Source organism: Streptomyces sp. SAT1 (assembly GCF_001654495.1).
GTDB classification, from domain to species: domain Bacteria; phylum Actinomycetota; class Actinomycetes; order Streptomycetales; family Streptomycetaceae; genus Streptomyces; species Streptomyces andamanensis.
Genome location: NZ_CP015849.1, coordinates 390,554 through 417,238, shown reverse-complemented (window position 1 = coordinate 417,238; position 26,685 = coordinate 390,554). Strand labels below are relative to the sequence as shown.

Sequence of the window (26,685 nt, the reverse complement as noted above, 5' to 3'; positions counted from 1 at the left end):
GGTCCGCCGCACACCGGCCCGTCTTCGCCCGTCACCGGGGGAGGCGGGCCAGCGCCGTCAGCAGCCGGTCGACGTCCTCGGCGCTGCTGTACGGCGCGAGTCCCACCCGTACCCCGCCCTCGTCGCCCAGGCCGAGGTGCCGCGACGCCTCCAGCGCGTAGAAGGACCCGGCGGGCGCGTCCACGCCGTGCCCGGCCAGATGCGCGGACACCTCGGCCGGGCGCAGGCCCGCCACGGTGAACAGCAGCGTCGGGGTGCGGTGCGCCGCACGCGAGTGGACGGTGATCCCGCCGAGGTCCGCGAGCCCCCGCTCGATCCGCTCCCGCAGTACGCACTCGTGGGCCTCCAGCGCGGCGAAGGAGGCGGTCAGACGGGCCCGGCGGTCGCCTCGCGCAGCGCCGTCCAGACCGGCGAGGAAGTCCACGGCGGCAGCGGCACCGGCCAGCAACTCATAGGGCAGCGTGCCCAGTTCGAAGCGCTCGGGCACGGCGTCACTGGACGGCAGCAGCTTGTCGGGGCGCAGCCCCTCCAGGAACTCGGGCCGGGCCGCCAGCACCCCCAGATGCGGCCCGAGGAACTTGTACGGCGAGCACACCAGGGTGTCCGCGCCCAGCGCGGCGAGGTCCACCGCCGCGTGCGCGGCGTGATGCACCGCGTCCACGTGCAGCAGCGCCCCGGCCCCGTGCGCCAGCGCGGCGACGGCCGGGACGTCGGGGCGGGTGCCGATGAGGTTGGACGCCGCGGTGAGCGCGACAAGACGGGTGCGCGGGGAGAGCACCGCCGCCACCCGCCCGGGGTCCAGTTCGCCGGTGTCGGCGTCGAAGTCCGCGCACCGCACCGCCGCGCCGGCCGCCTCGGCCGCCTGGATCCAGGGCCGGATGTTGGAGTCGTGGTCCAGGCGCGTCACCACCACCTCGTCGCCCGGTCCCCAGGTCCTGGCGAGCGTGCGGGACAGGTCGTAGGTCAGCTGGGTGGCGCTGCGGCCGAAGACCACACCCCGCGGGTCGGCGCCGAGCAGATCGGCCAGCGCGCCGCGCGCCCGCGTGACGATGCCGTCCGCGTTGCGCTCGCCCTCGGTGGTGCGGCCCCGGTTGGCCAGCGGGCGGGACAGGGCCTCGGCGACGGCGTCGATGACGGGCTGCGGTGTCTGGGTGCCGCCGGGCGCGTCGAAACGCGCCGAGCCGGACTTCAGGGCGGGGATCCGCGCGCGGATCGCGTCGACGTCGAGGGCCATGGGAACTCCTGATGGGCGCGGACGGCTCCGGGCGGCGTCGGCTGACGCGGCGCCCCCATGATCGCAGCCAGGACCGCTCCCGGGCAGGGGCGGGCACCATGAAAAATGGTATTCCATTTTTCCGTCCTGACTCTTGACGGTGCTCTTCGGCGCTCATTACGTTCTGGTCCACCCGGAAGCGCTCTTCCGTTCCGCGGAATCACGAACCCCTCTCGTCCCCCGCCCCACGATCCCAGGAGTCCTGCATGACTGCCCTGGAGGACCGGTCGTCCGTGCAGAGCGGCACCATGGCCACCAGCTCCGCCCTCTACACCCGCGACCTCGCCCCCACGAAGCGGGAAGGGCGCCGCTGGGGCGCCTACAACGTCTTCACCCTGTGGGCCAACGACGTGCACAGCCTGGGCAATTACGCCTTCGCCCTCGGCCTGTTCGCCCTCGGTCTGAACGTGTGGGGCATCCTGGCCGCCTTCGCGCTCGCCTCCGTCCTGCTCTTCCTCCTGCTGACCCTCTCCGGCTTCATGGGCCACCGGACCGGAGTCCCCTTCCCCGTCATGGGCCGGATCGCCTTCGGCGTCAGGGGCGCGAAGATACCGGCCGCCGTCCGCGGGGTCGTCGCCATCACCTGGTTTGGTATCCAGACCTATCTCGCCTCGTCCGTCCTGAGCATCCTCCTGGTCGCGCTCATCCCCTCGCTGGGCCGCCTGGACACCAATTCCCTGCTCGGCCAGTCCACCCTGGGCTGGATCACCTTCCTGGCGCTGTGGGCGCTCCAGGTGCTCATCGTCAGCTACGGCATGCGGATGATCCGCCGCTACATGGCCTTCGCCGCGCCCACCACCCTGCTCACCATGTGCGCGCTCGCGGTGTGGATGTTCGTCCGCGCGGGCGGCTCCGTCTCCCTCGACGACGGCGCCCCGCTCACCGGCGGCGCCATGTGGCTCCAGGTCTTCCAGGCCGCCGCCCTGTGGGTGGTCGTCTACGGCACGTTCGTCCTCAACTTCTGCGACTTCACCCGCTCCGCGCGCAGCCGCGCCGCCATCGTCCGCGGCAACATCGTCGGCATCCCCGTGAACATGCTCTTCTTCGCCTGCATCGTGGCCGTCCTCAGCGGAGCCCAGTTCACGCTGGACGGCCGCGTCATCACCAGCCCCACGGACATCGTCCGCACCGTCCCCCACATGTTCCTGCTGGTCCTGGCCTCGCTCGCCCTGATCGCCCTCACCGTGGCGGTCAACCTGCTGGCCAACTTCGTGGCGCCCATCTACGCCCTGGTCGACCTGTTCCCCCGCAGGCTCGACTTCCGGCGGGCGGGCCTGGTCAGCGCGGCCCTCGGTCTGGTGATCACCCCCTGGAACCTGTACGACAGCCCGGTCGTCGTCAACTACTTCCTCGGCGGCCTCGGCGCACTCCTCGGCCCGCTGTTCGGCGTGATCATGGCCGACTACTGGCTGCTGCGGAAGACGCGGGTGAACGTGCCCGCGCTCTACACCGAGGACCCGGACGCCGACTACCACTACCGCCGCGGTTACAACCCGCGCGCCGTCGCCGCGTTCCTGCCGAGCGCCGCCGCGGCCGTCACCGTCGCCCTGGTGCCGTACTTCCACGCCCTGGCCGGCTTCTCCTGGTTCGTCGGCGCCCTCCTCGCCGCCCTGCTCCACACGGCCGTCGCCGACCGTTCCGCACCCGTCCGCGACCTCGACGGCGAGGCCATCGCCGTCGCCGCGGAATAGCCCCACCGAACAGAAGGCACCCCGCCATGCGCATCCTCGTGGTCAACGTCAACACCACCCGGTCCCTCACCGACGCCATCGGCGCGCAGGCCGCCGAAGCGGCCGGTCCGGGCACCGAGATCGTCCCGCTGACCCCCGCCTTCGGCGCGGAGTCCGTCGAGGGCAACTACGAGAGCTACCTCGCCGCCGTCGCCGTCATGGAGACCGTGCGCGCCCACCCCGGCCCCTACGACGCGGTCATCCAGGCCGGATACGGCGAGCACGGCCGCGAGGGGCTCCAGGAACTGCTGGACGTCCCCGTCGTCGACATCACCGAGGCCGCGGCGAGCACCGCCCGGTTCCTCGGCCGCCGCTACTCCGTCGTCACCACCCTCGACCGCACGGTCCCGCTGATCGAGGAACGCCTCGACGTGGCCGGACTGAGCGCCCGCTGCGCCTCCGTACGGGCCACCGGGCTGCCCGTGCTCGACCTCGAACGCGACCCGCGCGCCGCCGCCGACGCCATCACCGAACAGGCCCTGCGCGCGGTGACGGACGACCGCGCCGAGGTGATCTGCCTGGGCTGCGGAGGCATGGCCGGCCTCGCCGGGCAGGTCGCCGAGCGCACCGGGGTCCCGGTCGTCGACGGGGTGAGCGCCGCCGTGACGATCGCCGAGTCACTGGTCCGGCTCGGCCTCACCACCTCCAAGGTGCGCACCTACGCCCCGCCGCGGCCCAAGAAGCTCGCCAACTGGCCGCCGCGCACGGCCTGATCCCGCCGGTCACGGCACGCCCGGCGCCACCGCGGCCCCGGGGTATCCTGACGGGCCGCCCCGCCGCGCGTCCGCACGGACCCGGCCGGTGCCGCGGCGAACGGCGGACGAAGGACGAAGATGACGGAGCCAGGGGACTTCATGCCCGAGTCCGAGCGGGTGACCCGGCAGTTGCGCGACGAGATCCTCGACGGGGTACGGGGACCCGGCAGCCGTCTGGTGGAGCGCGAACTGGCCGAGGCGCTCGGCGTGAGCCGGCTCCCGGTGCGCGAGGCGCTGAAGACCCTGGTGTCCGAGGGCCTGGTGACCCCGCGCCCGCGCACCTGGGCGGTGGTGCGCGAGTTCACCGCCAGCGACGTCGCCGATCTCGACGAGGTCCGCTCGGCCCTGGAGACCCTGGCCTTCCGGCTCGCCGCCCAGCGCCACACCCGCGACGGTCTGCGGCGGCTGCGCGCCGACCTGGACGCCGAGCTGGAGGCGGCCCGCGCCGGTGACGCGGTCCGGGCCCGCCGGTCGGCGGCCGACTTCCACCAGACCGTCACCACCCTGGCCGCCAACGAGCTGCTGAACGAACTCGACCGCGCCCTCAGCAGCCGCATGCGGTGGTTCCGCGGCCGCCACGACGACCTGCTGGGGGTGGCCCGGGAACACGAGGCCCTGTACCAGGCGATCGCGGCCCGCGACGTCGCCCGCGTCGAGGCCCTCGTCCTGCACCACCTGGCCACCGGCCGCACCGCGGCCCTGGGCCACCGCGCCCACGACACCCGCGGCGACACCTGAACGGCCACGCCGCCGGACCCCCGGGTCAGGTCTTGCGCAGGTCCGGAGCCGGGACGCCGATGAGCAGGCGGCGCACCGCGTCCCAGGCCCCGCGCAGGGCGCGGGCCACCGCGGGCGGGTCGCTGCCCATGATCCGGACCCAGGCACCGCAGTCCTCGGGCAGCACGCTCACACCGAAGGCGGGCCCGGCGGCGCGCAGGGCCTCGTGCAGGGTGTCGGCGACCTCGGCCGCCGGGGCGAGCGGGGTCAGCACATGCAGGGTGGCCATCAGGTCGTGGCCGCCGAAGACCGCGGGCCCGGTCACCGGGCCCGCCTCGCCCGGATCCAGGCGTACGGTGTCCACCACCAGCGGCTCGCCGTCCGGGCGGGTGATCTCCAGGTCGCTGAAGAGCAGCCGGTAGGCGTGCCGTTCACCGCGGGCCAGCCGGCCCGCCGTGACCGTCTCGCCCAGCAGCACGGTGGCCGTCGGATCGGCGGTCACCAGGGTCTGCTGGTAGAAGCGGGCGTCCCGGTAGGGGATCAGCGGGTCGGGCAGGTACTCGACGTAGCTCTCCGCCCCGGCGGTCAGGTGGACGACCTGGGTGGCGTGGTCGAACTCCGTCCGGTGCAGCTTGGTGGCCGCCTGCGTCGTCAGGTGCACGGCGGTGCCCGCTCCGCAGTCGATGTCGATGCGGTTGCGGTCGGCCTGCACGATGCCGCCCCCGGTGGACATCAGATAGGTGACGGGCATGTCCGGCCGCAGCGGGTCCACGTACAGGGGCCGCATGATCTGCAACGGCGACTTCTGGTAGCGGTCCACGAGTTCGGTGCGCTCGCCGACCCGGGCGTAGCGCAGTTCGAGCAGGCCGACCTTGCCGGGGCGCCCGGCGGCCAGGGTGTCCGGCGCGCCGGACAGCTCGCGCATCCGGGCCGGCACCCGCCGGGGTTCGTAGTGGGCGGGGTCCAGCCGCGCGGGCGCCCCTGTCACGCGGACACCGCCGGGGCGCCGGCCGGGTCGGCGGCCTCGTGGGCGAGCACGAAGTCGGCGATGGCGTCCAGACCGTCGCCGGTGAGGGAGTTGGTGAGCACCACGGGCCGGCCCTGCCGTACCGCGTAGGCGTCCGACTCCATCTGCGCCAGGTCGCAGCGCACGTACTGGGCGATGTCGACCTTGTTGATGACGAGGAGTTCGCACTCGGTGATGCCCGGACCGCGCTTGCGGGGCATCTTGTCGCCCTCGGCGGTGTCCAGCACGAACAGGAACAGGTCGACGAGGGCCGGGCTGAAGGTGAGCGTCAGGTTGTCGCCGCCGCTCTCGAAGAGCAGCGTGTCCACCTCCGGGTGGCGTTCCAGGATCTCGTCGGCGGCGGCCTGGTTCATCGTCGGGTCGTCCCGGACGGCGGTGTGCGGGCAGGCGCCCGTCTCGACGCCGACGATGCGGTCCGCGGCGAGGATCCCGTCCAGGGTGCGCCGTACGTGCGCGGCGTCCTCGGAGGTGTAGATGTCGTTGGTGATCACGGCCGGGGTGCGGCCGCGCCCGATCAGCACCGGGACCAGCGCCTCGATCAGCGCGGTCTTGCCGGAGCCGACCGGCCCGGCGACGCCCACGCGCAGCACACCGTCGGGGGTGCGCCGGACGAGGTCGTCGTCGTGGTGGTGGGAGCCCTTGACCTGGGTGGGGTCGTGCATGGTGATCCTTGTCGGACGTAGGGACGTAGGGACGTAGGGACGTAGGGACGTAGGGACGTAGGGACGTAGGGACGTAGGGACGTAGGGACGTAGGGACGTAGGGACGTAGGGACGTAGGGACGTAGGGACGTAGGGACGTAGGGACGTAGGGACGGGGGAGGGGGGAGGCGGCGACGGGCGGCCGGGGGTCTCAGCTCGCGAACAGCCGTGCCTCGGCGCGTTCGTGACGGCCCGCCATGACGTCGGCCACCGGGACGCAGCCGCCGAGGTCGGCGAGCTCGCGGCCCAGGGCCGCCGCCACGGTCTCCTCGATCACCGGGGCGGCGCCGTGCAGCACCACCTGCGCCCGCCGGTGGTCGGTGAGCCGGAGCCGCAGCGCGGCCCCGGTGAAACTGGCCGCGAAGGCGAACAGCTCGCAGGTGACGGCCTGTTCGACGGTGAGCCCGTTGCCCGCGTGGACGACACCGGCGACCACCGGCTGGCAGCCGCGCACCGCGCCGTCCCGGTACAGCTCCCGGTAGCGCTCGATCGGCTCCGTGCCGTAGACCTCCGCGGCCAGGTCGAGCAGCTGCCGCCCGGTGCGCACCGCGGCCTGCCGCGCCTCCCGGCCCAGCTTGGTGGCGTGCAGCCGCCGTTCCACGGCCACCACCTCGTCCCAGTCGCCCGCGCCGGCCGCGCGGTGGGTGAGGGCGAGCGCGGTGGCGTCGGACGGGCCCACGCTGTGGCGGAGCAGGTCCGCGAGGAGCGCGGGCAGGGTGCGCGGGGTGACAGCGCGGGCCTGCTGGAAGCCCTCCAGGCCGTGCGAGAGGGTGTAATAGCCGCTGGGGAAGGCCGAGTCGGTGAGCTGGAGCCCGGTCAGCAGCGCCGGGATCGGCATCGGGTCGTTCACGCCGGGTGTCCGTTCCTGCGGGGGGCCGTCGGTCGCCGTCCGGCCGCGGGGGACCGCGGGACGCCGGGCGCCCCGCGGACCGTCATGGGGTGGGGTCAGACGATGTAGAAGAGCTGGTTGAGCGGAAGGCGCTCGGCCGGCTCGATGGTGGCGGGTTCGCCGTCCACGGTGACCTTGTACGTCTCCGGGTCGACGTCGATGCGCGGCAGCGCGTCGTTGCGGACCATGTGCTGCTTGCCGACGGTGCGGCAGCGCTGCACCGGCTCGATCCGCCGCTGGAGCCCCAGCTCGCCGGGGACACCGGCGGCGATGGACGCCTGCGACATGAAGGTGACCGAGGTGCGCGACCTGGCCCGGCCGTAGCTGCCGAACATGGGCCGGTAGTACACCGGTTGGGGCGTGGGCAGGGAGGCGTTCGGGTCGCCCATCAGCGCCCAGTTCACCATGCCGCCCTTGATGATCAGCTTGGGCTTGGCGCCGAAGGAGTTGATCGGCCAGAGCACGATGTCGGCGAGCTTGCCGGGCTCCAGCGAGCCGATCACGTCGGCCGCGCCCACCGCGATCGCCGGGTTGATGGTGAGCTTCGCCAGATAGCGCAGCACCCGCGCGTTGTCGTTGCGGGAACCGTCCTCGGCCAGCGCGCCGCGCATCTCCTTGCAGTGGTGCGCCGTCTGGAAGGCACGGGCGAAGGACTCGCCGACCCGGCCCATGGCCTGGGAGTCGGAGGAGAAGATGCTGATCACGCCGAGGTCGTGCAGCACCGTCTCGGCGGCGATGGTCTCCGCGCGCACCCGGCTGTCGGCGAAGGACACGTCCTCGGGGATGTCCCGGGACAGGTGGTGGCAGACCATCACCATGTCCAGCAGCTCGTCCACCGAGTTGATGGTGTACGGCAGCGTCGGGTTGGTGGACGCCGGCAGCACGTTGGGCTCACCGGACACCCGCATGATGTCCGGTGCGTGGCCGCCGCCCGCGCCCTCGGTGTGGAAGGTGTGGATGGTCCGGCCGTCGATCGCGGACAGGGTGTCCTCGAAGAAGCCGCCCTCGTTGAGGGTGTCGGTGTGGACGGCCATCTGCACGTCGTACTCGTCGGCGACGCGCAGCGCGGTGTCGATGGTGGCCGGGGTGGCGCCCCAGTCCTCGTGCACCTTGAGCCCGGCCACGCCCGCCTCGACCTGTTCGCGCAGTGCCTCGGGCAGGCTGCCGTTGCCCTTGCCGAGCAGGCCCACGTTGACCGGCAGGTCCTCGACGGCCTCCAGCATGCGGTGGATGTTCCACGGGCCGGGGGTGCAGGTGGTGCCGTTGCTGCCGTCGGTGGGGCCGGTGCCGCCGCCGAAGAAGGTGGTGATGCCGTTGGACAGGCCCTCCTGGGCCTGCTGCGGCGAGATGAAGTGGATGTGGGTGTCGATGCCGCCTGCGGTGGCGATCAGGTGCTCGCCGGAGACGACCTCGGTGCCGGGGCCGATCACCAGCTTGGGGTCGACGCCGTTCTGCACATGCGGGTTGCCGGCCTTGCCGACCCCGACGATCAGACCGCCGCGGACGCCGATGTCGCCCTTGACGACGCCCAGCACCGGGTCGAGCACCACGACGTTGGTGATCACCAGGTCGAGGGCGCCCTCGCGGTTGAGCGCGGCCGGGTCCTGGGCCATGCCGTCGCGGATGGCCTTGCCGCCGCCGTAGACGGCCTCGTCGCCGTAGGAACCGGCGTTGTGGTCGTACTCGACCTCGACGACCAGATTGGTGTCGGCCAGGTGGAACCGGTCGCCCACGGTGGGGCCGAACAGGTCCGTGTACTGCTTGCGCGGGATGATCGCCATCAGCGGTCGGCCCCCTCGTTCTCGGTGTCGGCGTCGGTGACGCGGTCGGTGCCGGCGGCGGCGAATCCCAGCTCGGTGGCGCGGCGCACGGCGGCACGCCGGGTGTCGGCGGCGTTGAGACCGCCGTTGACCAGGGCGGCGAAGCCGACGAGCCGCCGGGTGCCGCCGAAGGCGACCAGCTCCACCTCGCGGGTGTCCCCGGGCTCGAAGCGCACGGCGGTGCCGGACGGGATGTCCAGGTGCATGCCGTAGGCGGCCTCGCGGTCGAACCGCAGGGCGCGGTTGACCTCGAAGAAGTGGTAGTGCGAGCCGATCTGCACGGCGCGGTCGCCGGTGTTGGCGACGGTCAGACTGGCCTTCGCCCTACCGGGGTTGATCTCCACGGGGTCGTCCCCGTAGAGGTAGTGGGCTCCACCCGACATCGTTGTCTCCTAGTTCCAGGCGGTGAATCAGGCGGGTCTCAGGCGCTGATGGGGTCGTGGCAGGTGACGAGCTTGGTCCCGTCCACGAACGCCGTCTCGACCTGGAGGACGGTGAGCATCTCGCGCACCCCGGGCATGACGTCGTCGGCGGTGACGACCTTGCGGCCCAGCTCCATGCACTCGGCCACGGTGTGCCCGTCGCGCGCGGCCTCCAGGACGGCCTCGGTGATCAGCGCGGCGGCCTCGCTGTAGTTGAGCTTGGTGCCCCGGGCCCGGCGGCGGCGGGCCAGGTCCGCCACCACGTAGACGTGGAGCTTGTCGATTTCGCGCGGTGCGAGGTTCATGGCGTCACTTCGCTTTCTCCAACGAGATGCCGGGCCGGTCCAGGGCTGGAACGGCCGCGAGGAAGAGCCAGGTCGTCACGACGAACGGCCAGGTGAAGGGGGACCCGCCGGACGGCTGGGCGAACGCCTGCCAGGCGGCGGTGAAGGGCACCGAGGCCACGGCGGCGAGCGCGGCGTACCCGGCGGTCCACGGGGTGAGGGGCAGGAAGGTGGCGGCCAGGGCGATCGCCACCAGGACCGCGTTGTAGCCGTACAGACCGGCCTCGATCCGGTCGGCGGGCAGGCCCATGGCACAGGCGGTGAGGACCGCGACGACGCTGCCGCAGACCGCGGCGACGGCGGCGGTGCGGGAGGCCACGAGCAGCCCCGCGAGCAGGATCAGGCCCGCGTACCACTGGTCGAGCAGGAAGATCTGCGCGATGCCGTCGCAGCAGGCCCGGCCGAACTCCGCGGCGGACAGGGCGGTGAAGCCGTCCGCGACGACCGGCGGCGCCGCGGCGGCCGGTGCCGTGGGCAGGGCGATCGCCAGCACCCCGGCGACCAGGCAGAAGGGGGCCGTCAGCGCGGGCAGCCCGACCCGGCCGAGCAGCCTCCCGGCCGCCGCGCCGATCACCGCGCACACCGCGGCGGCGAGCACGGCGAGCACGGCGGTCCGCCACGAGGCGCCGAGCCGGACGACGACCGCGATGGCGGTGAGGCAACCGCAGTAGCCCTCGAGGCCCTTGGCCAGTCCGCTCCGGTCGGCGCCCAGGACCGCGGCGGCCGCGGTGGACGAGACCACGCCGAGCAGTCCGTAGACGCCGACGCGCCAGCCGCCCGCGAACAGCGCGAGCGCGAACAGCAGTCCGGTCCAGGCACTGGGACTGAGGGCGACCTGCGCGATGCCCCGCAAGTGGGTCTGTCCCAGCTGTCCCAGCCGTCCCAGCCGTCCCACATCGGCGGGAACCCAGCCTCCGGACTGTCCACCCCGCCCTCCTGCAGGCATGCCTTCTCCTCGTCAGGGAACATCTCGGGGCACCAACGAACGCTGACGCACGGCGAGAAGCTGCGTGATCAACAACTTGTTGAAGGCTACGCCTGGACCTGACGGGGGAATCTCACCAGCACGATGTGACAGCGCGGTTACGGTTGGAGATCGCCGCTGTTGAACGGGGGTGGGAACGGCGGCCGCCCGGACAGAACTTGATCATGGATTCGAAACCTTGGCACGCCCTTGGGGGTTTCCGGGAGAAAAACCGACCAAAGCGTGAAGGGCGGGCGCGCCGCGCCGGGAGGACTCGGTCGGCACACCGCCCGCCGACTCGCCGCTCAGGCCGCCGGCCAGGGCAGCAGCAGAGCGCCGTCGATCCGCTCCCAGGCGGACCTCGGCCCGGCGAGCAGCGCCGGCCGGCCCGCGGCGAGGTCGGCCTGTTCGCGGGCGTCCGCGACGAGGTCGTACAGCTGGTCCCGGCCGTCCGCGTCCCGGTAGTACTCCCAACGGCCGCGCCGCAGCTCCCGGTTGCCGCGCACCCGCCAGAACAGGTACCGCTCGGGCAGGTCCTCGCCGCGCAGCAGATCCGCCCCGGGTACGGCGCGGGTAGCGGCCGGTGTAGAGGCTGAACCGGGTGGGTGCTCCCGGGACGGGGCGCGGATCAGTGGAGGGAGCGCCGCCGCGCAGGGCGCACGGCACACCCGGCCCTGCGGACCCGGGCGCGCGGGGACGGCGCACGAAGACGCTCCCCGGAACCGGGAACCGGGAACCGGGAAGCTAGGCTCCCGTCGTGGCCCTCCCCGGAGCGGAAGAGATCCGCGCGCTGCACCTGCGGCATGCCCCGACGCAGGAGGCGTTCGAGCTCGTGCACACGCACTGCGTGATCGTGCGGCACATCACCCGTGAACTGCTCGCCCGCGCCCCGGTGCGCGCCGACACCGAGCTGGCGCTGGCCGGTGCGCTCCTCCACGACATCGGCGTCTACCGGCTCTACGGCCCCGACGGCACCCTGGACGGCGCTGACTACATCCGGCACGGCGTGCTGGGGCACGAACTGCTGCGCGGGGAAGGGCTGCCGGAGGAACTGTGCCGCTTCTGCTCCCACCACACCGGCGTCGGCCTCACCGCACACGACGTCCGCGCCCAGCGGCTCCCGCTGCCGCCCGGGGACTACCTCGCGGACACCATGGAGGAGCGGGCGGTGATGTACGCGGACAAGTTCCACAGCAAGACCGCGCCGCCGGCCTTCCTGACGGCGGCGGCCTACGCGCGCCACGTCGTCCGGTTCGGCGCGGACAAGGTCCGCTCCTTCGAGCGGCTGCGCGCGGAGTTCGGCGAGCCCGATGTGCGCGCGCTCGCCGCGCGCTTCGGACACGCCGTGCGGTGAGGCCCGCCCAGGCCGTGGCGCAGCGGTCGTGCGAAGGGGCCGCTCACCCGGTGGCCCCCGGGCCGCGGGTGGCGGGCCGGTCGGGTGTCGCGTCCTTCTGCCAGGCACCGGTGCCGAGCTTCCCCGTGGTGCCGAGGTCCAGTTCGGGGGTCACGGTCACGGGGGCGGCGCCGGGCCCGGCGACCACTCTCACATAGGGCGCGTTGACGGGATCGCTCTCCAGGCCCGTGGTGTTGCGCCAGACCAGCGTCGCACGCGCGCTCTCCCCGGGCGCCAGCACCACGGGCCTGGGCTCGCCGTCGGCGCCGGTCCCGGTGGCGATCGCGGCGCCGCCGTGCAGGACGCGCACACCGTCGACCGGCCGGTGCCGCTGGTCGAACAGCCGTAGCTGCGGATAGCCGTCGAGCCGGTAGGCGCGCGTCCCGCAGTTCGCCAGATGCAGCCCGACGACGCGCAGCCCCATGGCGGCGTCGCCCCGGTCGGCGTAGACGCGCACCCCGGACGGCGGGCAGGGGCCTGTTTCGGCCGGCGCCTCGGCGGTGGGGACGCTCCTCACCTTGATCACCCGCACCTGTGCCACGCCGTCCGAGCCCGGCGGCAGCACGCCGGGGTCCACCGTGCGCCGCACGGTACGGCCTGGCGCGACCGGAGTCACCGTCTGGACCGCACTCACCTGGGCCGTCGCGGAGTTGGTGAGCAGCTGGTAGGTGATCGTGTAGGTGAGGGCCTGCCGTGTGCCGTTGGTGACCTCGAACGCCGGGCAGCCGTCCTCGATCACGGTCCTCACCCTGTCCGTCGCCGTGTAGTCGGGGTTCGCGCCGGTGTCGGGGGTGCCGGACGGGGCGGCCACGGCGCAGGCGGGGGAGGACTGTCCGGGCGCGGCGCCGGAGCCCGGGGCGGCGGACTGCCCCGTGCCGCAGGCCGTGAGCATCAGCCCGCCGGCGGCGAGGGCGGCGGGGAGGACGAGGAGAGCGCGGCGCATGGGCCAAGTCGATCACCCGCGCCGCCCCGGGGCTGTGACGCACGGCACGTTCGGAGTCACGGAGCTGTCACGACGTCAGGGCACGCGCGGCTGCGGTCCCGGCCTCCGGCCCCGGCCGGGCGCCTCAGTCCTTGTCGTTGGGCATCGTCCGGGTGACCCGGCCGCGGGCGGTCGCTTCGAGGTAGCCGCTCTCGTGATACTTGTTGCTCAGATAGACGGCCATGCCGAGCGGGGTGTCCCACGTCGGGTTGGGGGCCCGTACATCGACGTAACGGCTCGACACCTCCTGCACGTTCAGGACCTTGTCCGCCTGCTTCAGCAGCGCGGGGACGGCGTCCCAGTCGAGGTCGTCGATGTCGAACGGACTCTCCAAGGGGGTCACCGTGCCGCTGATGATGCCCTTGCGCGCGCCCTCGCCGGGGCGGTAGGTCCAGTTGTCGTAGCGGGTCTTGCTGCCCGCGACCATCACACTGGCCGACGCGTGGTCGGAGTAGACGACGAAGGAACTCATCCGGTCCGTGCCCGTCGCGGTCTTGAGCGCCCGCACGGCGGAGCGGATGCCGGCCGGGGTCAGCAGGTCGGTGTCCTCGGTCCGCGCGGACGGTGCCGTCCCGGTGCCGCTCGCGGCGGACGACGCGGACGGACCCGGCGTGGACGTGCCCGGCGTGGACCTGTCCGAGGCGGTCGCGGCCGGGCCGCCGCCGCGGTCGCCCGCGTCGGCGGAGTCGCCGTCCGGGAGGAACGTCCACAGCAGGGTGACCGCGAGCGCGGTCACGGTGACGGAGGCACCGAGCGCGAACCACCGCCGCTTGCCGGGCCAGGACGCCCCGGAAGGGGGACGCGGGCCGCGACCGTCCGGCACCGGCCGCCCGGGGTCACCGCCGGGCACCGACCGCCCCGGGCCGGGGCCGGGCGCCGGCCGTCCGGGGGCGGCGTCCTGGACCGTCCGGACGGGGACGGCGTCCCGGACGGAGGCGGAGGCGGTCGTCGCGCCGGGGCCGCCCGACGCGGGCGGAGCCAGGGGGTACGAGGTGGCGGTGGCCCCCGCACCCGCCGCGGGGCCGGGGCCGGACGGGGCACCGGCGGCGGGCGGCCCGTCCTCGGCCGCCGCGGCGAGCATCGCGTCGACCGCCGCCGGACCGGGGCGCGCGGCGGGGTCCTTGACCAGCACGGCGGTCAGCAACGGGGTGAGCACGCCGGCCCGTTCGGGCGGCGGGAGCGGTTCGTTGAGGACGGCCGCCAGGGTGGCGAGCGTCGAGGCCCGGCGCAGCGGGTGTCGGCCCTCCACGGCGACGTACAGCATCATCGCCAGCGACCACAGGTCCGCCCCGGGACCGCCCTCGTCGCCGGAGACCCGCTCGGGCGCCATGTAGTCAGGGGTGCCGATGACCGAGCCGGTCGCGGTGAGCGCGGTCGCCTCGCGGACGGCCGCGATGCCGAAGTCGGTGAGGACCGGACGCCCGTCCGGCCGCAGCAGCACGTTGGCGGGCTTGACGTCGCGGTGCTCGACGCCCGCCTCGTGGGCGGCGCGCAGCGCGGCGAGGACGTCACGGCCCAGGCGCGCCGCCTCCCGCGGCTCCATCGGGCCCCGGGCGAGGCGGTCGGCGAGCGAGCCGCCGGTCACCAGCTCCATCACGAGCCAGGGATAGGTGCCTTCGCCGGCGTCGACCACATGGTGGATGGTGACGACGTTGGGGTGGTCGACGCGGGCCAGGGCGCGGGCCTCGCGCAGGACCCGGGCGCGCAGCAGGGCCGCCGCCCGCGGGTCGTACTCCGCGAGCGTGGGGTCGGGCGGCCGTACCTCCTTGAGCGCCACGACCCGGTCGAGCACCAGGTCGCGCGCCCGCCAGACCGTGCCCATGCCTCCGCCGCCGAGCCGTGCCTCCAGCTCGAAGCGGCCGTCGATGACCCGCCGCACGGAACCCCCCTCGCTCATGGAACCGAGCCTACGAGACACCTGTGACACCACCGGCACCGGGCCGCCCGCCGGACCCCGCCCCGGCGGAGCGGGGCCCGGCCGGGCCGGAGGTCACCGTCCGGCGTTCTCCGCGTACGCCGCCAGTTCCGCGAGGAACTCCTCGCGCACGGCGGGCGCCGCCCAGGAGATCTCGATGGCGTTGCGCTGGAGCCGCACCAGGTCGGCGTCGGACAGCTCCGCCGGACCGCGCAGGGCGGCCAGGTTCTCCGCGACATAGCCCGGGAAGTACGCCGGGTCGTCCGAGTTGACCGTCACCTTCACGTCCGCGTCGAGCAGCGCGCGGATCTCGGCGGCCTTCATGCCGTCGGTGACATGGGCGTTGGAGATCGGGCACACGGTCAGCCCGAGACCGCGCTCCCGGATCCGGGCGAGCAGGGCCGGGTCCTCCAGGGCGTTCACGCCGTGGTCGATGCGGTCGGCCCCGATCTCCTCGACCACCTGGCGGATGTGCTCGGTGGAGTTCTCCTGGTCGACGTCGCAGTGCATCGTCAGCCGGTAGCCCTCGGCCCGCGCGCGGGCGAACACCTCGCGGAACTTCACCGGCGGGTTGCCCGCCTCGTCCGAGTCCAGCCCGACGCCGACGATCCACTCCTTGTACGGCAGCGACTGCACCAGCGTGGCCATCGCGAACTCGGCCTGGAAGTCGCGCAGGAAGCACATCACCAGCCGGCCCCGGAACCCGGTGGCGCGCTCGGCGTCGTCCAGGGCCCGGGTCAGTCCGCGCACGACGGTGTCGAAGGCGACCCCGCGCGCGGTGTGCGCCTGCGGGTCGAAGAAGATCTCCGCGTACCGCACGTTCTGGGAGTGCGCCTTGGCCGCGTAGGCCGCCGCCAGGTCGTAGAAGTCCTGCTCGGTGCGGAGCACGGACATCCCCTCGTAGTAGACGGCGAGGAAGCCGGGCAGGTCGTGGAAGTCGTACGCGGCGCGCAGCGCGCTCTCGTCGGCGTACGGGAGCGCGATGCCGCCGCGCTGCGCCAGCGCGAACTTCAGGGCGGGCTCCAGCGTGCCCTCGATGTGCAGGTGCAGCTCGCACTTGGGCAGGCCGGCGACGAACGCGTCCACGGGTGCGGGAGCGGTGGTCATGACGGGGAACTCCTCGGCGGGTGAGGTCAGTTGGCGGGGCGGACGATGTCGACGACGTCCTGGGTGTGGTAGTTGACGACGCCCAGGTCGGTGACGGCGTACTCGGGGATGGCGGTGATCTCCAGGAAGATCAGATAGCCGAAGGCGGACGGCAGCGCGCAGCCGAGGGCACGCGCGGCGGCCTCCAGGCGGTCCTCGGCCGCGGCCATCTCCTCCGGGGCGAGGTCGGCGACGATGCCGGCCACCGGCAGCGGCAGGAACTCCTTGATCTCGCCGCCGTCCACGACGACCTGTCCGCCGCCCCGCTCGGCCAGGTGGTTCACCGCGAGGGCCATGTCGGCGCGGTCGGCGCCCACGCAGACGATGTTGTTGTCGTCGGGGGCGGCGGAGGAGGCGATCGCGCCGGAGCGCAGGCCGAACCCGTTGATCATCGCGGTGACGGTCCCGCCGCCGTTCTTCCCGTAGCGCTCGGAGACCGTGACGTACAGGGCGTCCTGCGCCGGGTCGGCGCGGACCGTGCCGTCCACGACCGGCAGCGTCAGCTCCACGCCCTTGCGCACGAACGGCACCGTGCGGTCCATCTCGACCACCAGCACCCGGGCCTCGTCGCCCTCGGCCGCCACCCCGATCGACTCGCCGGTGAGCGGCTTCACCCGGAAGGCGGGGGAGAGGGCGGCGGAACGCTCGGGGGCGCGCGGCGCCTCGGTCGTACGGCCGTCGCGCGCGACGAGCTTCCCGCGCGCGAACACCTGCTCCACCAGGAAGGACTCGGGGGAGTCGATGATCAGCACGTCCGCGTAGCGGCCCGGCGTCAGCGAGCCGACGAGGTGGTCGATGCGGTACATCTCGGCGCAGTTGAGCGTCGCCATCTGGATCGCCTCGACGGGCCGGACACCCGCGGCGATCGCCATGCGGACCAGCTTGTCGAGGTGGCCCTCGCGCAGGATGTCGGCGACATGCATGTCGTCCGTGCAGAAGCCCACGCGCCGCGACTGGGCGCCGAACTCGGTGACGGTGCGCACGTTCTCGTTCATGAAGTGCGCCACCGAGGACTCCCGGATGAGCAGCGACATGCCCGCGCGCAGCTTCAGCAGTGCCTCCTCGGCGGTGTAGCTCTCGTGGTCGAGGCGGACACCGGCGGCGGACAGGGCGTTGACGGTGGTCGGCGCGGCCATCGGGGCGCAGCCGAAGACGGGCAGCCGGTTGCGGTGGGCCAGTTCGAGGGCGCGCAGCACCTTCTCGTCACGGTTGAGGACGAACTCGGCGACCGTCTCCCACACGCCGAAGCAGTCCGCCCAGCCCTGCGTCTCGGCGTGCTCGTCGGGCCCGAAGGTGAAACCGACCGTCGTCTCGGGCAGCGTGTAGGGCGTCTTGAACGGGGCGCCCCAGAAGATCTTCATGGGGCCGGCCTCCGCCTCGCGCAGCGCCTCGCGCACCCCGTCGAGGCCGGCGACCACGAGGAACTGGTCGAGCCCGGAGACGACCGAGGTGGTGCCGTACCGGACGACCGCGTCGGCGAACATCGTCACCGACAGCTTGGAGCACTCCAGGTGCAGATGCCCGTCGATGAGCCCCGGCGTCAGGTACTTGCCGCTCGCGTCGACGATCTCGGTGTCCGGCCCCACGTACGCGCTCACGTCACCGGTCGCGGCGATGCGGTCGCCGGTGACGGCGACGTCGGCCGGGTAGATCTCGCCGGTGCAGACGTTGACGAGCTGCCCGCCCCGGATGACGCGGTCCGCCTTGGTCACGCCCTCGGAGGCGTCGATGAGCTGGCGCAGGGTGGGGTGGTTCATGGGGGTGGCTCCAGAGGACGAGGAAGACAGGAGAGACGGGATCGAGTGCGAGGTGCGTGAGGTGCCGGAGGTGCCCGGTCGGCTCAGGCGGTGGCCGCGGGCACGGGCACGGTCGCGGCTTCGGCGCGTACGGTGTGGCGGGCCAGCAGCCAGTACACGCCCCCGGCGACCAGGGCGCCCGCGAACACGGAGAGGTCCAGGCCGCCCGCCGCGCGCGAGAGCGGACCGGTGAAGACGGCCGAGTCGACCCAGAGCACGGCGGCGGCGCAGCCGAGCAGCACGGCGAGCAGTCCGGCCGGGCGGACGCCGCCCTTGTGCCAGTAGACGCCCTTGCGGCCGGCCCCGTCGGGGAACAGCGAGGGCACGTCGTAGCGGCCCCGGCGCAGCGCCCAGTCGGTCAGGTAGACGGCGGCCCAGGGGGCGAGCCAGAGCACGATGAGGCTGAGGAAGTCGGAGAGCAGGGTGTAGAAGTCGGCGGAGAAGACCGCCCAGAGGGTGATGCCGGTGCACAGCGAGAGGTCGACGAAGACGACCATCCAGCGCTTGACGGGCAGACCGACGGCCAGCAGGTTCAGCCCGGAGGAGTACATGTCCGTGGTGTTCACGGCGAGCAGCGAGACGATCGCCAGCAGCAGGTACGGGGTGGTGAACCAGCCGGGCAGGATCTGCGGCAGCCCGGAGACCGGGTCGGCGGCGTCGGTGGTCGCGGTGGCGACGGCGGCGCCGAGGATCTGGAGCAGGACGTTGGGCACCATGCCGCCGAGCGCGGCACAGGCGAACACCTTGCGGGGCCGGGAGTCGGCCGGCAGGTAGCGCGAGTAGTCGCTGCCCATGTCCGCCCAGGACAGGCCGCCCGAGGCGGTGACCATCGCGAGGACCAGGGAGACGGTCACCAGGGAGGGCGCCTGGCCGTGGCCGGCGAGGTCGGCCTTCGGGAAGACGAGGACGGCCATGACCGCGAACATCGCGGCGAAGATCCAGGCGAAGTACTTCTGCACCTTCATGATCAGGTGGTAGCCGGCCAGCGGCAGCAGCATCTGGAGCCCGGCCGCGGCGGCGATGACGAGCACCTTCACGGGTGTGGTGGCGGTGATGCCGGCCTGGCCGAGCAGGGCGAGCCCGGCGAGCACGATCAGCACCATGCCGCCCGCCTCGAAGCCGACGAGCATCACCCAGCTCAGCAGGGCCGGGAGCTTCCCGCCGCGCGGGCCGAACGCGGCCCGGGAGACGGAGTGCGTGGAGGTGCCGGTGCGCGGCCCCTGGAGGCTGGTGAGACCGGTGACCGCGAAGCCGAGCACATTGCCGACGACGATCAGCGCGACCGCGTACCAGAACGACAGCCCGAAGGAGACGACGAGCGCCCCGTAGACCACGGTGAAGACGGTGGTGTTGGTCCCGGCCCACAGGCCGAGCAGCCGGCTCGGGCCGCCCTGGCGCTCCTCGGCGGGCACGGCGTCGATGCCGCGCTGCTCGACCGTGAAGACGGAGACACCGGAGACACCGGAGACACCGGAGACACCGGAAGCACCGGAGGCGGCAGATGCGCCGGACGCGGCGGACGGAGTGGACGCGGAGAGTCCGGGAGAACCGGCGGGCGCGGAGGTCCCGGGCGGTCCCGGCGGGGCGGCGGCATTGGCCTCGGCCATGGGTGCAGGCGTCCTTTGCGGACTCGCGCCCCGGCCTGGAGGGACGGGACGGGCAGGCGTACGGGGAGGTCCGGCGCGTGGCCGGAAGAGGTGCCGAAACGTTTTGGCAAAAAGCCGGGCGACGCTGCCCAATCGTTTTGGCAATGAGGTGGACGGTACTGCCCAAACGTTTTGGCAGTCAACCGGTAGGCTCGCCGCATGCCAGACGTCACAGAGCCGACCAGCCACCGCACGCCGCGTGCGGCCAAGGGGGGCGGCGGGCTGCGCGAGGTCGCCCGCCGGGCCGGTGTCTCCGTCACCACCGCCTCGCACGCGCTCAACGGAGTGGGCCGGGTCGGCGCCGAGACCCGCGCCCGCGTCCTCGCGGTCGCGGCCGAGATCGGCTACCGCGCCAACCCCAACGCGCGCGGCCTGCGCGGCGCCCGCACCGGGCTGCTCGGCCTGACCCACCGCACCGCCGTCGAGGGCGGCATCACCGACATCGAGTACTTCGTCAAGATCGTCAACGCGGCCACCTGGACGGCGATGGCGCACGAGTACTCGCTGGTGCTGGTGCCGCCCTCGCTCGACGGCCGCCCCTTCGACTCGCTGCCGCTGGACGGCACGATCGTCATCGACCCGCTCACCGACGACCCGCTGCTCACCCGGCTCTCCGCCATGGGCGTGCCCGTCGTCACCACCGGCCGCGACCTGTCCCGCAAGGACACCTTCCCCTCGGTCGACAACGAACTGTCCACCTGCGCCGTCTCCGCCTTCGACCACCTCGCCGCCACCGGGGCCCGCCGCATCGGGCTGCTCACCGGATCCACCGGCCAGTCCTACGACGAGGACGCGGCGAGCGCCTACCGCGACTGGTGCGCCCGCACCGGGCGTCCCGTCCTCATGGACCGCGCCGAGCCCGGCACCGACTCCACGGCCGCCGCCCGGCGCCTGCTCACCCGCCCCGGCCGGCCCGACGCCCTCTACGTCGTGATGGAGAAGTTCGGCTTCGCCGCCGTGGCCGTGTGCCGGGAACTCGGTCTCACCGTCCCGGACGACGTGCAGATCGTGGTCGGCGCCGACGGGGAGTTCGCCCGCGGTGCCCGGCCCGCCCTCACCGCCCTCGACCTCGCTCCCGAGGAGATCGGCCGGCAGGCCGCGGAACTCCTCATCGACGTGATCCGCCACCCACCGGCGCCCGGCACCGCCCCCCGCCACCGCCTGGTCCCGGCGAAACTGCTGCCCCGGGCCTCGACCAGGCCGGTGCGGGGGAGTGCCGACCGCACTTGACCGCGGCCCGCGGGGCCGCACGGCACGCTCGCGGATCTCCACGACCGGGCACCCGCGGGTTCCCGCCGCCCCCGGGCTCAGGCACCACCCGCGGCGACGCGCCCCCGCGCACGGTCCATCTCACGCCATTCCGGCCGGAGCCCCGCCAGGTTCGTGGTGAGGAGGTACGCGGCCCCGCAGACGAACAGCACCGGCGCCAGTCCGACGGCGGTCACCGCCGCCCCGGCGACCAGGCCGCCGAGCGGGATCCCGGACCAGGAGGGTGAGTCACCGAGGGCGTTGACCCGGCCGAGCATGCGGCGCGGCACCCGCTCGAAGAGGACCGCCCCCAGCGCCGGGTTGATGAAGCCGGCCCCGAACCCGCGTACGCGAGCGCCGCGGCGATCAGACTTTCGGCGACCGCGCTGCACCCGCCGCGCTGCCCATTGGACCGATGGCGGCGGGCCCCTCGCCGGACCCGGTCAAGCGTGGCGGGGCCGGCCCGCCGCAGCGTCTCTCGGACTCGGCTCGGAGACCGGCGACGTCCCGAGCGGGCCGTCCATCGCGACGACGTCGTCGCCGACGGGTGTGCCGGTGAGGGCGGCGCGCGGACAGGCGGCTTTGCATGGTCATGCGTAAGGGTGCATACTCTTCCTATGTCAAAGGTCCTCACCTCCCTTCCGGCCGGCGAGCGCGTCGGTATCGCCTTCTCGGGCGGCCTCGACACCTCGGTCGCCGTCGCGTGGATGCGCGACAAGGGCGCCGTCCCGTGCACGTACACCGCCGACATCGGCCAGTACGACGAGCCCGACATCGCCTCGGTGCCCGGCCGTGCGAAGACCTACGGCGCCGAGGTCGCGCGTCTGGTCGACTGCCGTGCCGCGCTGGTCGAGGAGGGCCTTGCCGCGCTCACCTGCGGTGCGTTCCACATCCGCTCCGGCGGGCGCTCCTACTTCAACACCACCCCGCTCGGCCGCGCGGTCACGGGCACGCTCCTGGTGCGGGCGATGCTGGAGGACGACGTCCAGATCTGGGGCGACGGCTCGACCTTCAAGGGCAACGACATCGAGCGGTTCTACCGCTACGGCCTGCTCGCCAACCCGCAGCTGCGGATCTACAAGCCCTGGCTGGACGCGGACTTCGTGACCGAGCTGGGCGGCCGCAAGGAGATGTCGGAGTGGCTGCTCGCCCACGACCTCCCCTACCGTGACAGCACGGAGAAGGCATACTCCACCGACGCCAACATCTGGGGCGCCACCCACGAGGCCAAGACGCTGGAGCACCTGGACACCGGCGTGGAGACCGTGGAGCCCATCATGGGCGTACGGTTCTGGGACCCCGAGGTCGAGATCGCCACCGAGGACGTGACGATCGGCTTCGACCAGGGCCGCCCGGTGACCATCGACGGCAAGGAGTTCGCCTCCCCGGTCGACCTGGTCATGGAGGCCAACGCCATCGGCGGCCGACACGGCATGGGCATGTCGGACCAGATCGAGAACCGGATCATCGAGGCCAAGAGCCGCGGCATCTACGAGGCGCCCGGCATGGCCCTGCTGCACGCCGCCTACGAGCGCCTGGTCAACGCGATCCACAACGAGGACACCCTCGCCCAGTACCACACCGAGGGCCGCCGCCTGGGCCGCCTGATGTACGAGGGCCGCTGGCTGGACCCGCAGGCGCTGATGGTCCGCGAGTCGCTCCAGCGCTGGGTCGGCGCGGCCGTCACCGGCGAGGTGACCCTGCGGCTGCGCCGCGGTGAGGACTACTCGATCCTGGACACCACGGGCCCCGCGTTCAGCTACCACCCGGACAAGCTCTCCATGGAGCGCACCGTCGACTCGGCGTTCGGCCCGGTGGACCGGATCGGCCAGCTCACCATGCGCAACCTCGACATCGCCGACTCGCGCGCCAAGCTGGAGCAGTACGCGGCGATCGGCCTGATCGGCAGCGGCACCCCCGCCATCGGCGCCGCCCAGGCCGCCGCGACCGGTCTGATCGGCAGCATGCCCGAGGGCGGCGCCGAGGCCATCGCCTCCCGCGGCGAGGGCTCCGACGACGAGATGCTGGACCGGGCCGCCATGGAGTCCGGCACGGACTGACGGCACACCGCCCGCGGACAGCGGCGGACATCGGCCCCGGCGGGAGGGCCCGGCGCCACCCGGCGCCGGGCCCTCCCGCCGTACGGCCGGGTGCCGGTCCCGCTCCCGGCCGACGGGCCCTCCGCCGGCCCGTGTGCCCGTAGGGTGCCCGGCGGTCCTGCCCCCGGCCCTGCCCGAAAGTGCCTTGCCCCGGGCGCCCCCGGCACCTTCCCATGGAGGGAGAGCTACCGGAGGAGTGGACTGACCGTCATGCGCGCGCGCCCGCAGGACAACTCGGAACGGGACACGGGCACGCGGCCCGTGAAGGACCGCACGGGCCGCCCGCCGGCCGCCGCCGGGCCGGAGGCCGCCTCGCTCCTGCACCTCCAGCGCACGGCGGGCAACGCCGCCGTGGCCCGGATGCTCGACCAGGAGCGCCACAGCCACGGTCCGGGCTGCGGACACGGCACCGCCGCGGACGAGGCGGCGCCCGTCCAGCGTTCCGCCGTGCACGAGGTGCTGCGCACCCCCGGCGCGCCGCTGGAACCGGGACTGCGCTCCGAGATGGAGGCCCGGCTCGGCGCGGACTTCTCGGACGTGCGCATGCACACCGACCAGGCGGCGCGGCGCTCGGCCGCCGAGATCGGCGCCCGCGCGTACACCTCCGGCAGCCATGTCGTCGTCGGCGAGGGCGGCGCCGACCGGCACACCCTGGCCCATGAGCTGACCCATGTCGTCCAGCAGCGCCAGGGACCGGTCGCCGGCACCGACCACGGCGACGGCCTGCGCGTCAGCGACCCCAGCGACCGGTTCGAACGCGAGGCGGAGGCCAACGCGCACCGCGTCCTGGCCGCCGCGCTCCCCACGACGACACGCGAGGACACGGGCGGGACGGGCGGGGCCGCCCAGCGGCGGTCCGCGCCGGAGGCCGCCGTGCAGCGCGCCGCCGTGCAGCGCGCCCCCTCGTTCCGGCAGACCGAGGAGTCCGGCGAGTCCGACCGGGACGCCGCCCTGCGGATGCTGGACCGGGTGGCCCGTACCGCCGAACGCGTCATCCTCGCCACGGACCCGCGCGCCGGGAAGAAGTTCACCCCGCACCTGGCCGTCAACCTGCTGCCCGACGGCACCCTGGGCATCGCGGGCAACACCGGCAAGCGGGTGGTCACCGAGCAGCAGCGCCAGGCGATCGACGCCGAGGTCCGGGGCTTCGCCGGGGGCGCCGCGCCCAGGGCGGGCCACCACGGATGGGGCTCGGCCCCGGCGGAGCGGCAGCGCGAGCGGCAGGACCGCAGCAAGCTCCGCGCCCTGGACGCCGGTTCGTACGCCGCCCAGCACACGGAGTCGCCCGAACTGGACGCCATCCGCGCGGCGTTGCACAAGCCGCTCACCTGGTACGCGATCAGCGCGCCGGTCAAGAAGGGCGTCCCCGCCCAGCACGGCGAGATGACCCTGCTGGGCGAGCAGGTCGCCGCGTGGAAGAAGGCGCCCAGGGACCCGGGCGACCCCAAGACGGTGTACATGGGCGGGGTCAAGCTGGCCTGTGTCGCCTGCCAGTGGGCGTTCGAGGCGGTCAACGAGCACATCGGGCGGCAGCTCGGCTACCGGGTGGTCGCCGCGGGCGCCCATGGGCAGTTCTTCCCCAACTGGCTGATGCCGCAGTGGATGCGCGGGGAGCGGGCCGTCGTCGACGAGATCCGCTCGCGCGCCGGTGACGTGGGCGCGCGGCTGACCGGCGAGTGGGTGGTCGACGGCGACATGGCCAAGGGCGACTTCGTCCATGTGCCGCCCGACTCCGAGTCGGAGTACGAGTCCGACTGACCGTCTTGCGCGCTCACCCGGCGGGCGGGCTCACCGCGAGTGGACGAGCTGGATCAGATTGCCGCAGGTGTCGTCCAGCACCGCCGTGGTGACCGGGCCCGTCTCCAGCGGCTCCTGGACGAAGCGCACACCGAGGCCGCGCAGCCGCTCGAACTCGGCGTGCACGTCGTCCACGGCGAAGGAGGTCGCCGGGATGCCGTCCTGGACGAGCGCCGACTTGTAGGGCCGTACCGCGGGGTGGCCGGAGGGTTCGAGCAGCAGCTCGGTGCCGTCCGGTTCCTCCGCCGAGACCACGGTCAGCCAGCGGTCCGGGCCCACCGGGACGTCGTGTTTCTTCACGAAGCCGAGCACCTCGGTGTAGAAGCGCAGGGCCTTCTCCTGGTCGTCGACGAAGACGCTGGAGAGATGGATCCTCATGGGGGTGTCCTCCGGGTCGTCGGGGCGCGGTCCGGTCGGGGGAGCGGTCCGCCGGGAACGGATCGTACGGGCGCGGGGCGTTCCGGCGGCGGAGGTCCCGGCGCGGTGCCCGGACGTCACGGCCGTGTCAGGCGCGGTCCGTGAGGCCGGCCAGTTCCGCCGCGAAGAACAGGGCCGGGTCGAAGGCCATGCCGGTGAAGTGGCCGGCGAGTTCCAGGGACAGCAGGCCGTGCAGCCGGGTCCAGAAGGACAGGGCCCGGTGCAGGGCCTCGGGCGGGGCGGGATGCTCGCGGGCCCAGTCCCGGTGGTTCGCCAGATGGGCGCCGAACGGAGTCGCGGGGGTGTCCGGGGCGAGCGCCGCCGTGCAGGCGTCGAGCAGGGTCGCCATGATCCGCGCGGAGGTCTCGGTGGTGTCCTGCGGCGCGTGGTAGCCGGGGACCGGGGTGCCGTAGATGAGGAAGTACCGCTGCGGGTCCGCCAGGGCCCATTCGCGCAGTGCGTGCGCCAGTCCTGCCAGGTCCGCGCCGCCGGCCGCGGCGGCGGCGAGCGTCTCGTCGAGACTGCGGTACGCGTCCCGGATCAGCTCGGTGATCAGGTCGTCGCGGTTGGCGAAGTAGCGGTACAGCGCGGGTCCGCTCATGCCCATCTGCCGCGCGATCGCGTTGAGGGAGAGCGCGGGCACCCCCGCGGTGGCGATCTGCTCCCAGGCGTGCTCCTTGATCTCCGCCCGGACCTGCGCGCGATAGCGCTCCCGAGGGTTCCTGGCCTCCGCCGCCTCCGCCTTCGCCATGGCCCGCCTCCTTCCCCGTCGCCTCGGCTATGTGCTCAAGGTTTCGTTAGAAGGTATCACGAAGGCTGTTGACCGGCCGATCCGCCGCACGTTATAACTTCTAACGAACGGACGGCCCTCTAGCCACTTCTGGACACGTCCGGTCCCGTCCAGCCGCGTCTGCCGTCTCCGGCCACCCCCTCGACACAGGAGAACGCCATGTCCCGCACGCTCCGCTCCGCCCTGCTCGCCGTCCCGCTCGCCGTCGGTGTCCTCGGTACCGCCGCCGTACCCGCCGGTGCCGCCACGGCGCACCCCGGCCGCCCCGCCGCCTCCCTCACCTGCCGCGGGGCGGGCGTCGACCCCGGCGCGCGGGTCCGCCACCGGACGGAGACCGTGATCCACGCGCCGCTGCACACCGTCTGGAAGGTCCAGACCGACATCGAGCGCTGGCCGGCCTGGCAGGCCGCCGTCACGACCGCGCAGCGCCTCGACCACGGCCCGCTGCGGCCCGGCTCGGCCTTCCGGTGGACCACCCCGGTCCCGCCCAACCCCTCGACGCCCGCCACCCGCCTGGACATCACCTCGACCGTCCGGCAGATCCGGCCCGGCGACTGCATCCGCTGGACCGGGCCCGCCGACGGCGAGGGCCTGCACATCGACGGCGTCCACGTGTGGAACTTCACCAAGGTCAGGGGAGGCGTCCTGGTGCGCACCGAGGAGACCCACACCGGCCCCCAGGTGGACGCCGACGTGCCCACCGCGACCGCGATCCTCCGCCAGGGTCTCGAACAGTGGCTGCTCGACCTGAAGTCCACCGCCGAGGCCCGCGCCCACCACCACCTCACGCGCTGACCCGGCGGCCCGCGGCAAG

At 73.4% G+C, this 26,685-nt stretch carries 24 protein-coding genes and 1 pseudogene; 8 read left to right on the top strand and 17 right to left on the bottom strand.

The features are described from left to right. Positions 1–31 precede the first annotated feature (31 nt). A complete protein-coding gene (locus A8713_RS01705; protein WP_064531063.1) occupies positions 32–1,234 on the bottom strand; it encodes a cysteine desulfurase-like protein in 1,203 nt (400 codons plus the stop codon). 245 nt (positions 1,235–1,479) lie between these two features. Between A8713_RS01705 and A8713_RS01700 the strand changes: the two genes are divergently transcribed. The 3 genes from A8713_RS01700 (at position 1,480) to A8713_RS01690 (ending at position 4,496) form a co-directional block, all read left to right on the top strand. Further along, the gene (locus tag A8713_RS01700) at positions 1,480–2,964 is read left to right on the top strand and encodes an NCS1 family nucleobase:cation symporter-1 (RefSeq protein WP_064531062.1); all 1,485 of its coding nucleotides are present in this window, start codon (positions 1,480–1,482) and stop codon (positions 2,962–2,964) included. A 26-nt stretch (positions 2,965–2,990) separates the two neighbouring features. Then, a complete protein-coding gene (locus A8713_RS01695) occupies positions 2,991–3,716 on the top strand; it encodes an aspartate/glutamate racemase family protein (protein WP_064531061.1) in 726 nt (241 codons plus the stop codon). 120 nt (positions 3,717–3,836) lie between these two features. Further along, complete coding sequence (locus A8713_RS01690; RefSeq protein WP_064531060.1) at positions 3,837–4,496, top strand: GntR family transcriptional regulator; 660 nt, start codon at positions 3,837–3,839, stop codon at positions 4,494–4,496. A 25-nt stretch (positions 4,497–4,521) separates the two neighbouring features. On the opposite strand, the gene A8713_RS01685 is transcribed toward A8713_RS01690, so the two are convergent. From A8713_RS01685 to A8713_RS01650, 8 genes are all read right to left on the bottom strand, one after another. After that, positions 4,522–5,400, bottom strand: a complete 879-nt coding sequence (locus A8713_RS01685) for an urease accessory protein UreD (protein WP_173860948.1) — start codon at positions 5,398–5,400, stop codon at positions 4,522–4,524. A gap of 59 nt (positions 5,401–5,459) precedes the next feature. Next, positions 5,460–6,164: an urease accessory protein UreG gene (gene ureG / locus A8713_RS01680; RefSeq protein ID WP_237305283.1), complete on the bottom strand. Its 705-nt coding sequence runs from the start codon at positions 6,162–6,164 to the stop codon at positions 5,460–5,462. A 190-nt stretch (positions 6,165–6,354) separates the two neighbouring features. Next, positions 6,355–7,041: an urease accessory protein UreF gene (locus A8713_RS01675; protein WP_064537182.1), complete on the bottom strand. Its 687-nt coding sequence runs from the start codon at positions 7,039–7,041 to the stop codon at positions 6,355–6,357. Between the two features lie 107 nt (positions 7,042–7,148). After that, positions 7,149–8,873 (bottom strand): urease subunit alpha, encoded by a 1,725-nt coding sequence (gene ureC, locus A8713_RS01670; RefSeq protein WP_064531058.1) that lies wholly within the window; start codon positions 8,871–8,873, stop codon positions 7,149–7,151. Continuing rightward, positions 8,873–9,295: an urease subunit beta gene (locus tag A8713_RS01665; protein ID WP_064531057.1), complete on the bottom strand. Its 423-nt coding sequence runs from the start codon at positions 9,293–9,295 to the stop codon at positions 8,873–8,875. The genes ureC and A8713_RS01665 overlap by 1 nt, the downstream gene beginning before the upstream one ends. A gap of 38 nt (positions 9,296–9,333) precedes the next feature. Continuing rightward, the gene (locus A8713_RS01660) at positions 9,334–9,639 is read right to left on the bottom strand and encodes an urease subunit gamma (protein ID WP_018566573.1); all 306 of its coding nucleotides are present in this window, start codon (positions 9,637–9,639) and stop codon (positions 9,334–9,336) included. A 4-nt stretch (positions 9,640–9,643) separates the two neighbouring features. Next, positions 9,644–10,624 carry an urea transporter gene (locus A8713_RS01655; protein ID WP_079158794.1) on the bottom strand — a complete coding sequence of 327 codons (981 nt, stop codon included), beginning with the start codon at positions 10,622–10,624 and terminating at the stop codon, positions 9,644–9,646. Positions 10,625–10,947: 323 nt separating this feature from the next. Continuing rightward, complete coding sequence (locus A8713_RS01650) at positions 10,948–11,148, bottom strand: hypothetical protein (protein WP_064531056.1); 201 nt, start codon at positions 11,146–11,148, stop codon at positions 10,948–10,950. Positions 11,149–11,399: 251 nt separating this feature from the next. On the opposite strand from A8713_RS01650, the gene A8713_RS01645 reads away from it, so the two are divergent. Continuing rightward, positions 11,400–11,996, top strand: coding sequence for an HDIG domain-containing metalloprotein (locus A8713_RS01645; protein WP_064531055.1), 597 nt, complete (start codon positions 11,400–11,402; stop codon positions 11,994–11,996). Between the two features lie 43 nt (positions 11,997–12,039). Here the strand turns inward: A8713_RS01645 and A8713_RS01640 are convergent, their stop codons facing one another. The 5 genes from A8713_RS01640 to A8713_RS01620 all read right to left on the bottom strand — a co-directional run bounded on the left by A8713_RS01640 (position 12,040) and on the right by A8713_RS01620 (position 19,481). Continuing rightward, positions 12,040–12,978 carry a DUF4232 domain-containing protein gene (locus A8713_RS01640; RefSeq protein WP_064531054.1) on the bottom strand — a complete coding sequence of 313 codons (939 nt, stop codon included), beginning with the start codon at positions 12,976–12,978 and terminating at the stop codon, positions 12,040–12,042. Between the two features lie 124 nt (positions 12,979–13,102). Beyond that, on the bottom strand, positions 13,103–14,914 hold the full coding sequence (locus A8713_RS01635) for a serine/threonine-protein kinase (protein ID WP_064531053.1): 1,812 nt from the start codon (positions 14,912–14,914) through the stop codon (positions 13,103–13,105). A gap of 93 nt (positions 14,915–15,007) precedes the next feature. Beyond that, a complete protein-coding gene (gene add / locus A8713_RS01630; protein WP_064531052.1) occupies positions 15,008–16,039 on the bottom strand; it encodes an adenosine deaminase in 1,032 nt (343 codons plus the stop codon). 26 nt (positions 16,040–16,065) lie between these two features. Continuing rightward, a complete protein-coding gene (locus tag A8713_RS01625) occupies positions 16,066–17,835 on the bottom strand; it encodes an adenine deaminase C-terminal domain-containing protein (RefSeq protein WP_064531051.1) in 1,770 nt (589 codons plus the stop codon). Between the two features lie 83 nt (positions 17,836–17,918). Continuing rightward, complete coding sequence (locus tag A8713_RS01620) at positions 17,919–19,481, bottom strand: purine-cytosine permease family protein (protein ID WP_064531050.1); 1,563 nt, start codon at positions 19,479–19,481, stop codon at positions 17,919–17,921. A 198-nt stretch (positions 19,482–19,679) separates the two neighbouring features. Here A8713_RS01620 and A8713_RS01615 point away from each other — a divergent pair, with 198 nt between their 5' ends. Next, the gene (locus A8713_RS01615) at positions 19,680–20,750 is read left to right on the top strand and encodes a LacI family DNA-binding transcriptional regulator (protein ID WP_064531049.1); all 1,071 of its coding nucleotides are present in this window, start codon (positions 19,680–19,682) and stop codon (positions 20,748–20,750) included. Between the two features lie 77 nt (positions 20,751–20,827). On the opposite strand, the pseudogene A8713_RS34010 reads toward A8713_RS01615, so the two are convergent. After that, positions 20,828–21,118: pseudogene (locus A8713_RS34010) on the bottom strand (MFS transporter); the annotation flags it as partial. A 267-nt stretch (positions 21,119–21,385) separates the two neighbouring features. Here A8713_RS34010 and argG point away from each other — a divergent pair. Further along, positions 21,386–22,828 (top strand): argininosuccinate synthase, encoded by a 1,443-nt coding sequence (argG, locus tag A8713_RS01605; RefSeq protein ID WP_064531047.1) that lies wholly within the window; start codon positions 21,386–21,388, stop codon positions 22,826–22,828. Positions 22,829–23,077: 249 nt separating this feature from the next. Continuing rightward, positions 23,078–24,625, top strand: coding sequence for an eCIS core domain-containing protein (locus A8713_RS33910; protein ID WP_079158793.1), 1,548 nt, complete (start codon positions 23,078–23,080; stop codon positions 24,623–24,625). Between the two features lie 30 nt (positions 24,626–24,655). On the opposite strand, the gene A8713_RS01595 is transcribed toward A8713_RS33910, so the two are convergent. Both A8713_RS01595 and A8713_RS01590 read right to left on the bottom strand, forming a co-directional pair. Further along, a complete protein-coding gene (locus tag A8713_RS01595; protein ID WP_064537180.1) occupies positions 24,656–25,042 on the bottom strand; it encodes a VOC family protein in 387 nt (128 codons plus the stop codon). Between the two features lie 127 nt (positions 25,043–25,169). Then, positions 25,170–25,832, bottom strand: a complete 663-nt coding sequence (locus A8713_RS01590) for a TetR/AcrR family transcriptional regulator (RefSeq protein ID WP_064531046.1) — start codon at positions 25,830–25,832, stop codon at positions 25,170–25,172. Between the two features lie 198 nt (positions 25,833–26,030). Between A8713_RS01590 and A8713_RS01585 the strand changes: the two genes are divergently transcribed. After that, positions 26,031–26,666: an SRPBCC family protein gene (locus A8713_RS01585; protein ID WP_064531045.1), complete on the top strand. Its 636-nt coding sequence runs from the start codon at positions 26,031–26,033 to the stop codon at positions 26,664–26,666. Positions 26,667–26,685: the final 19 nt, after the last annotated feature.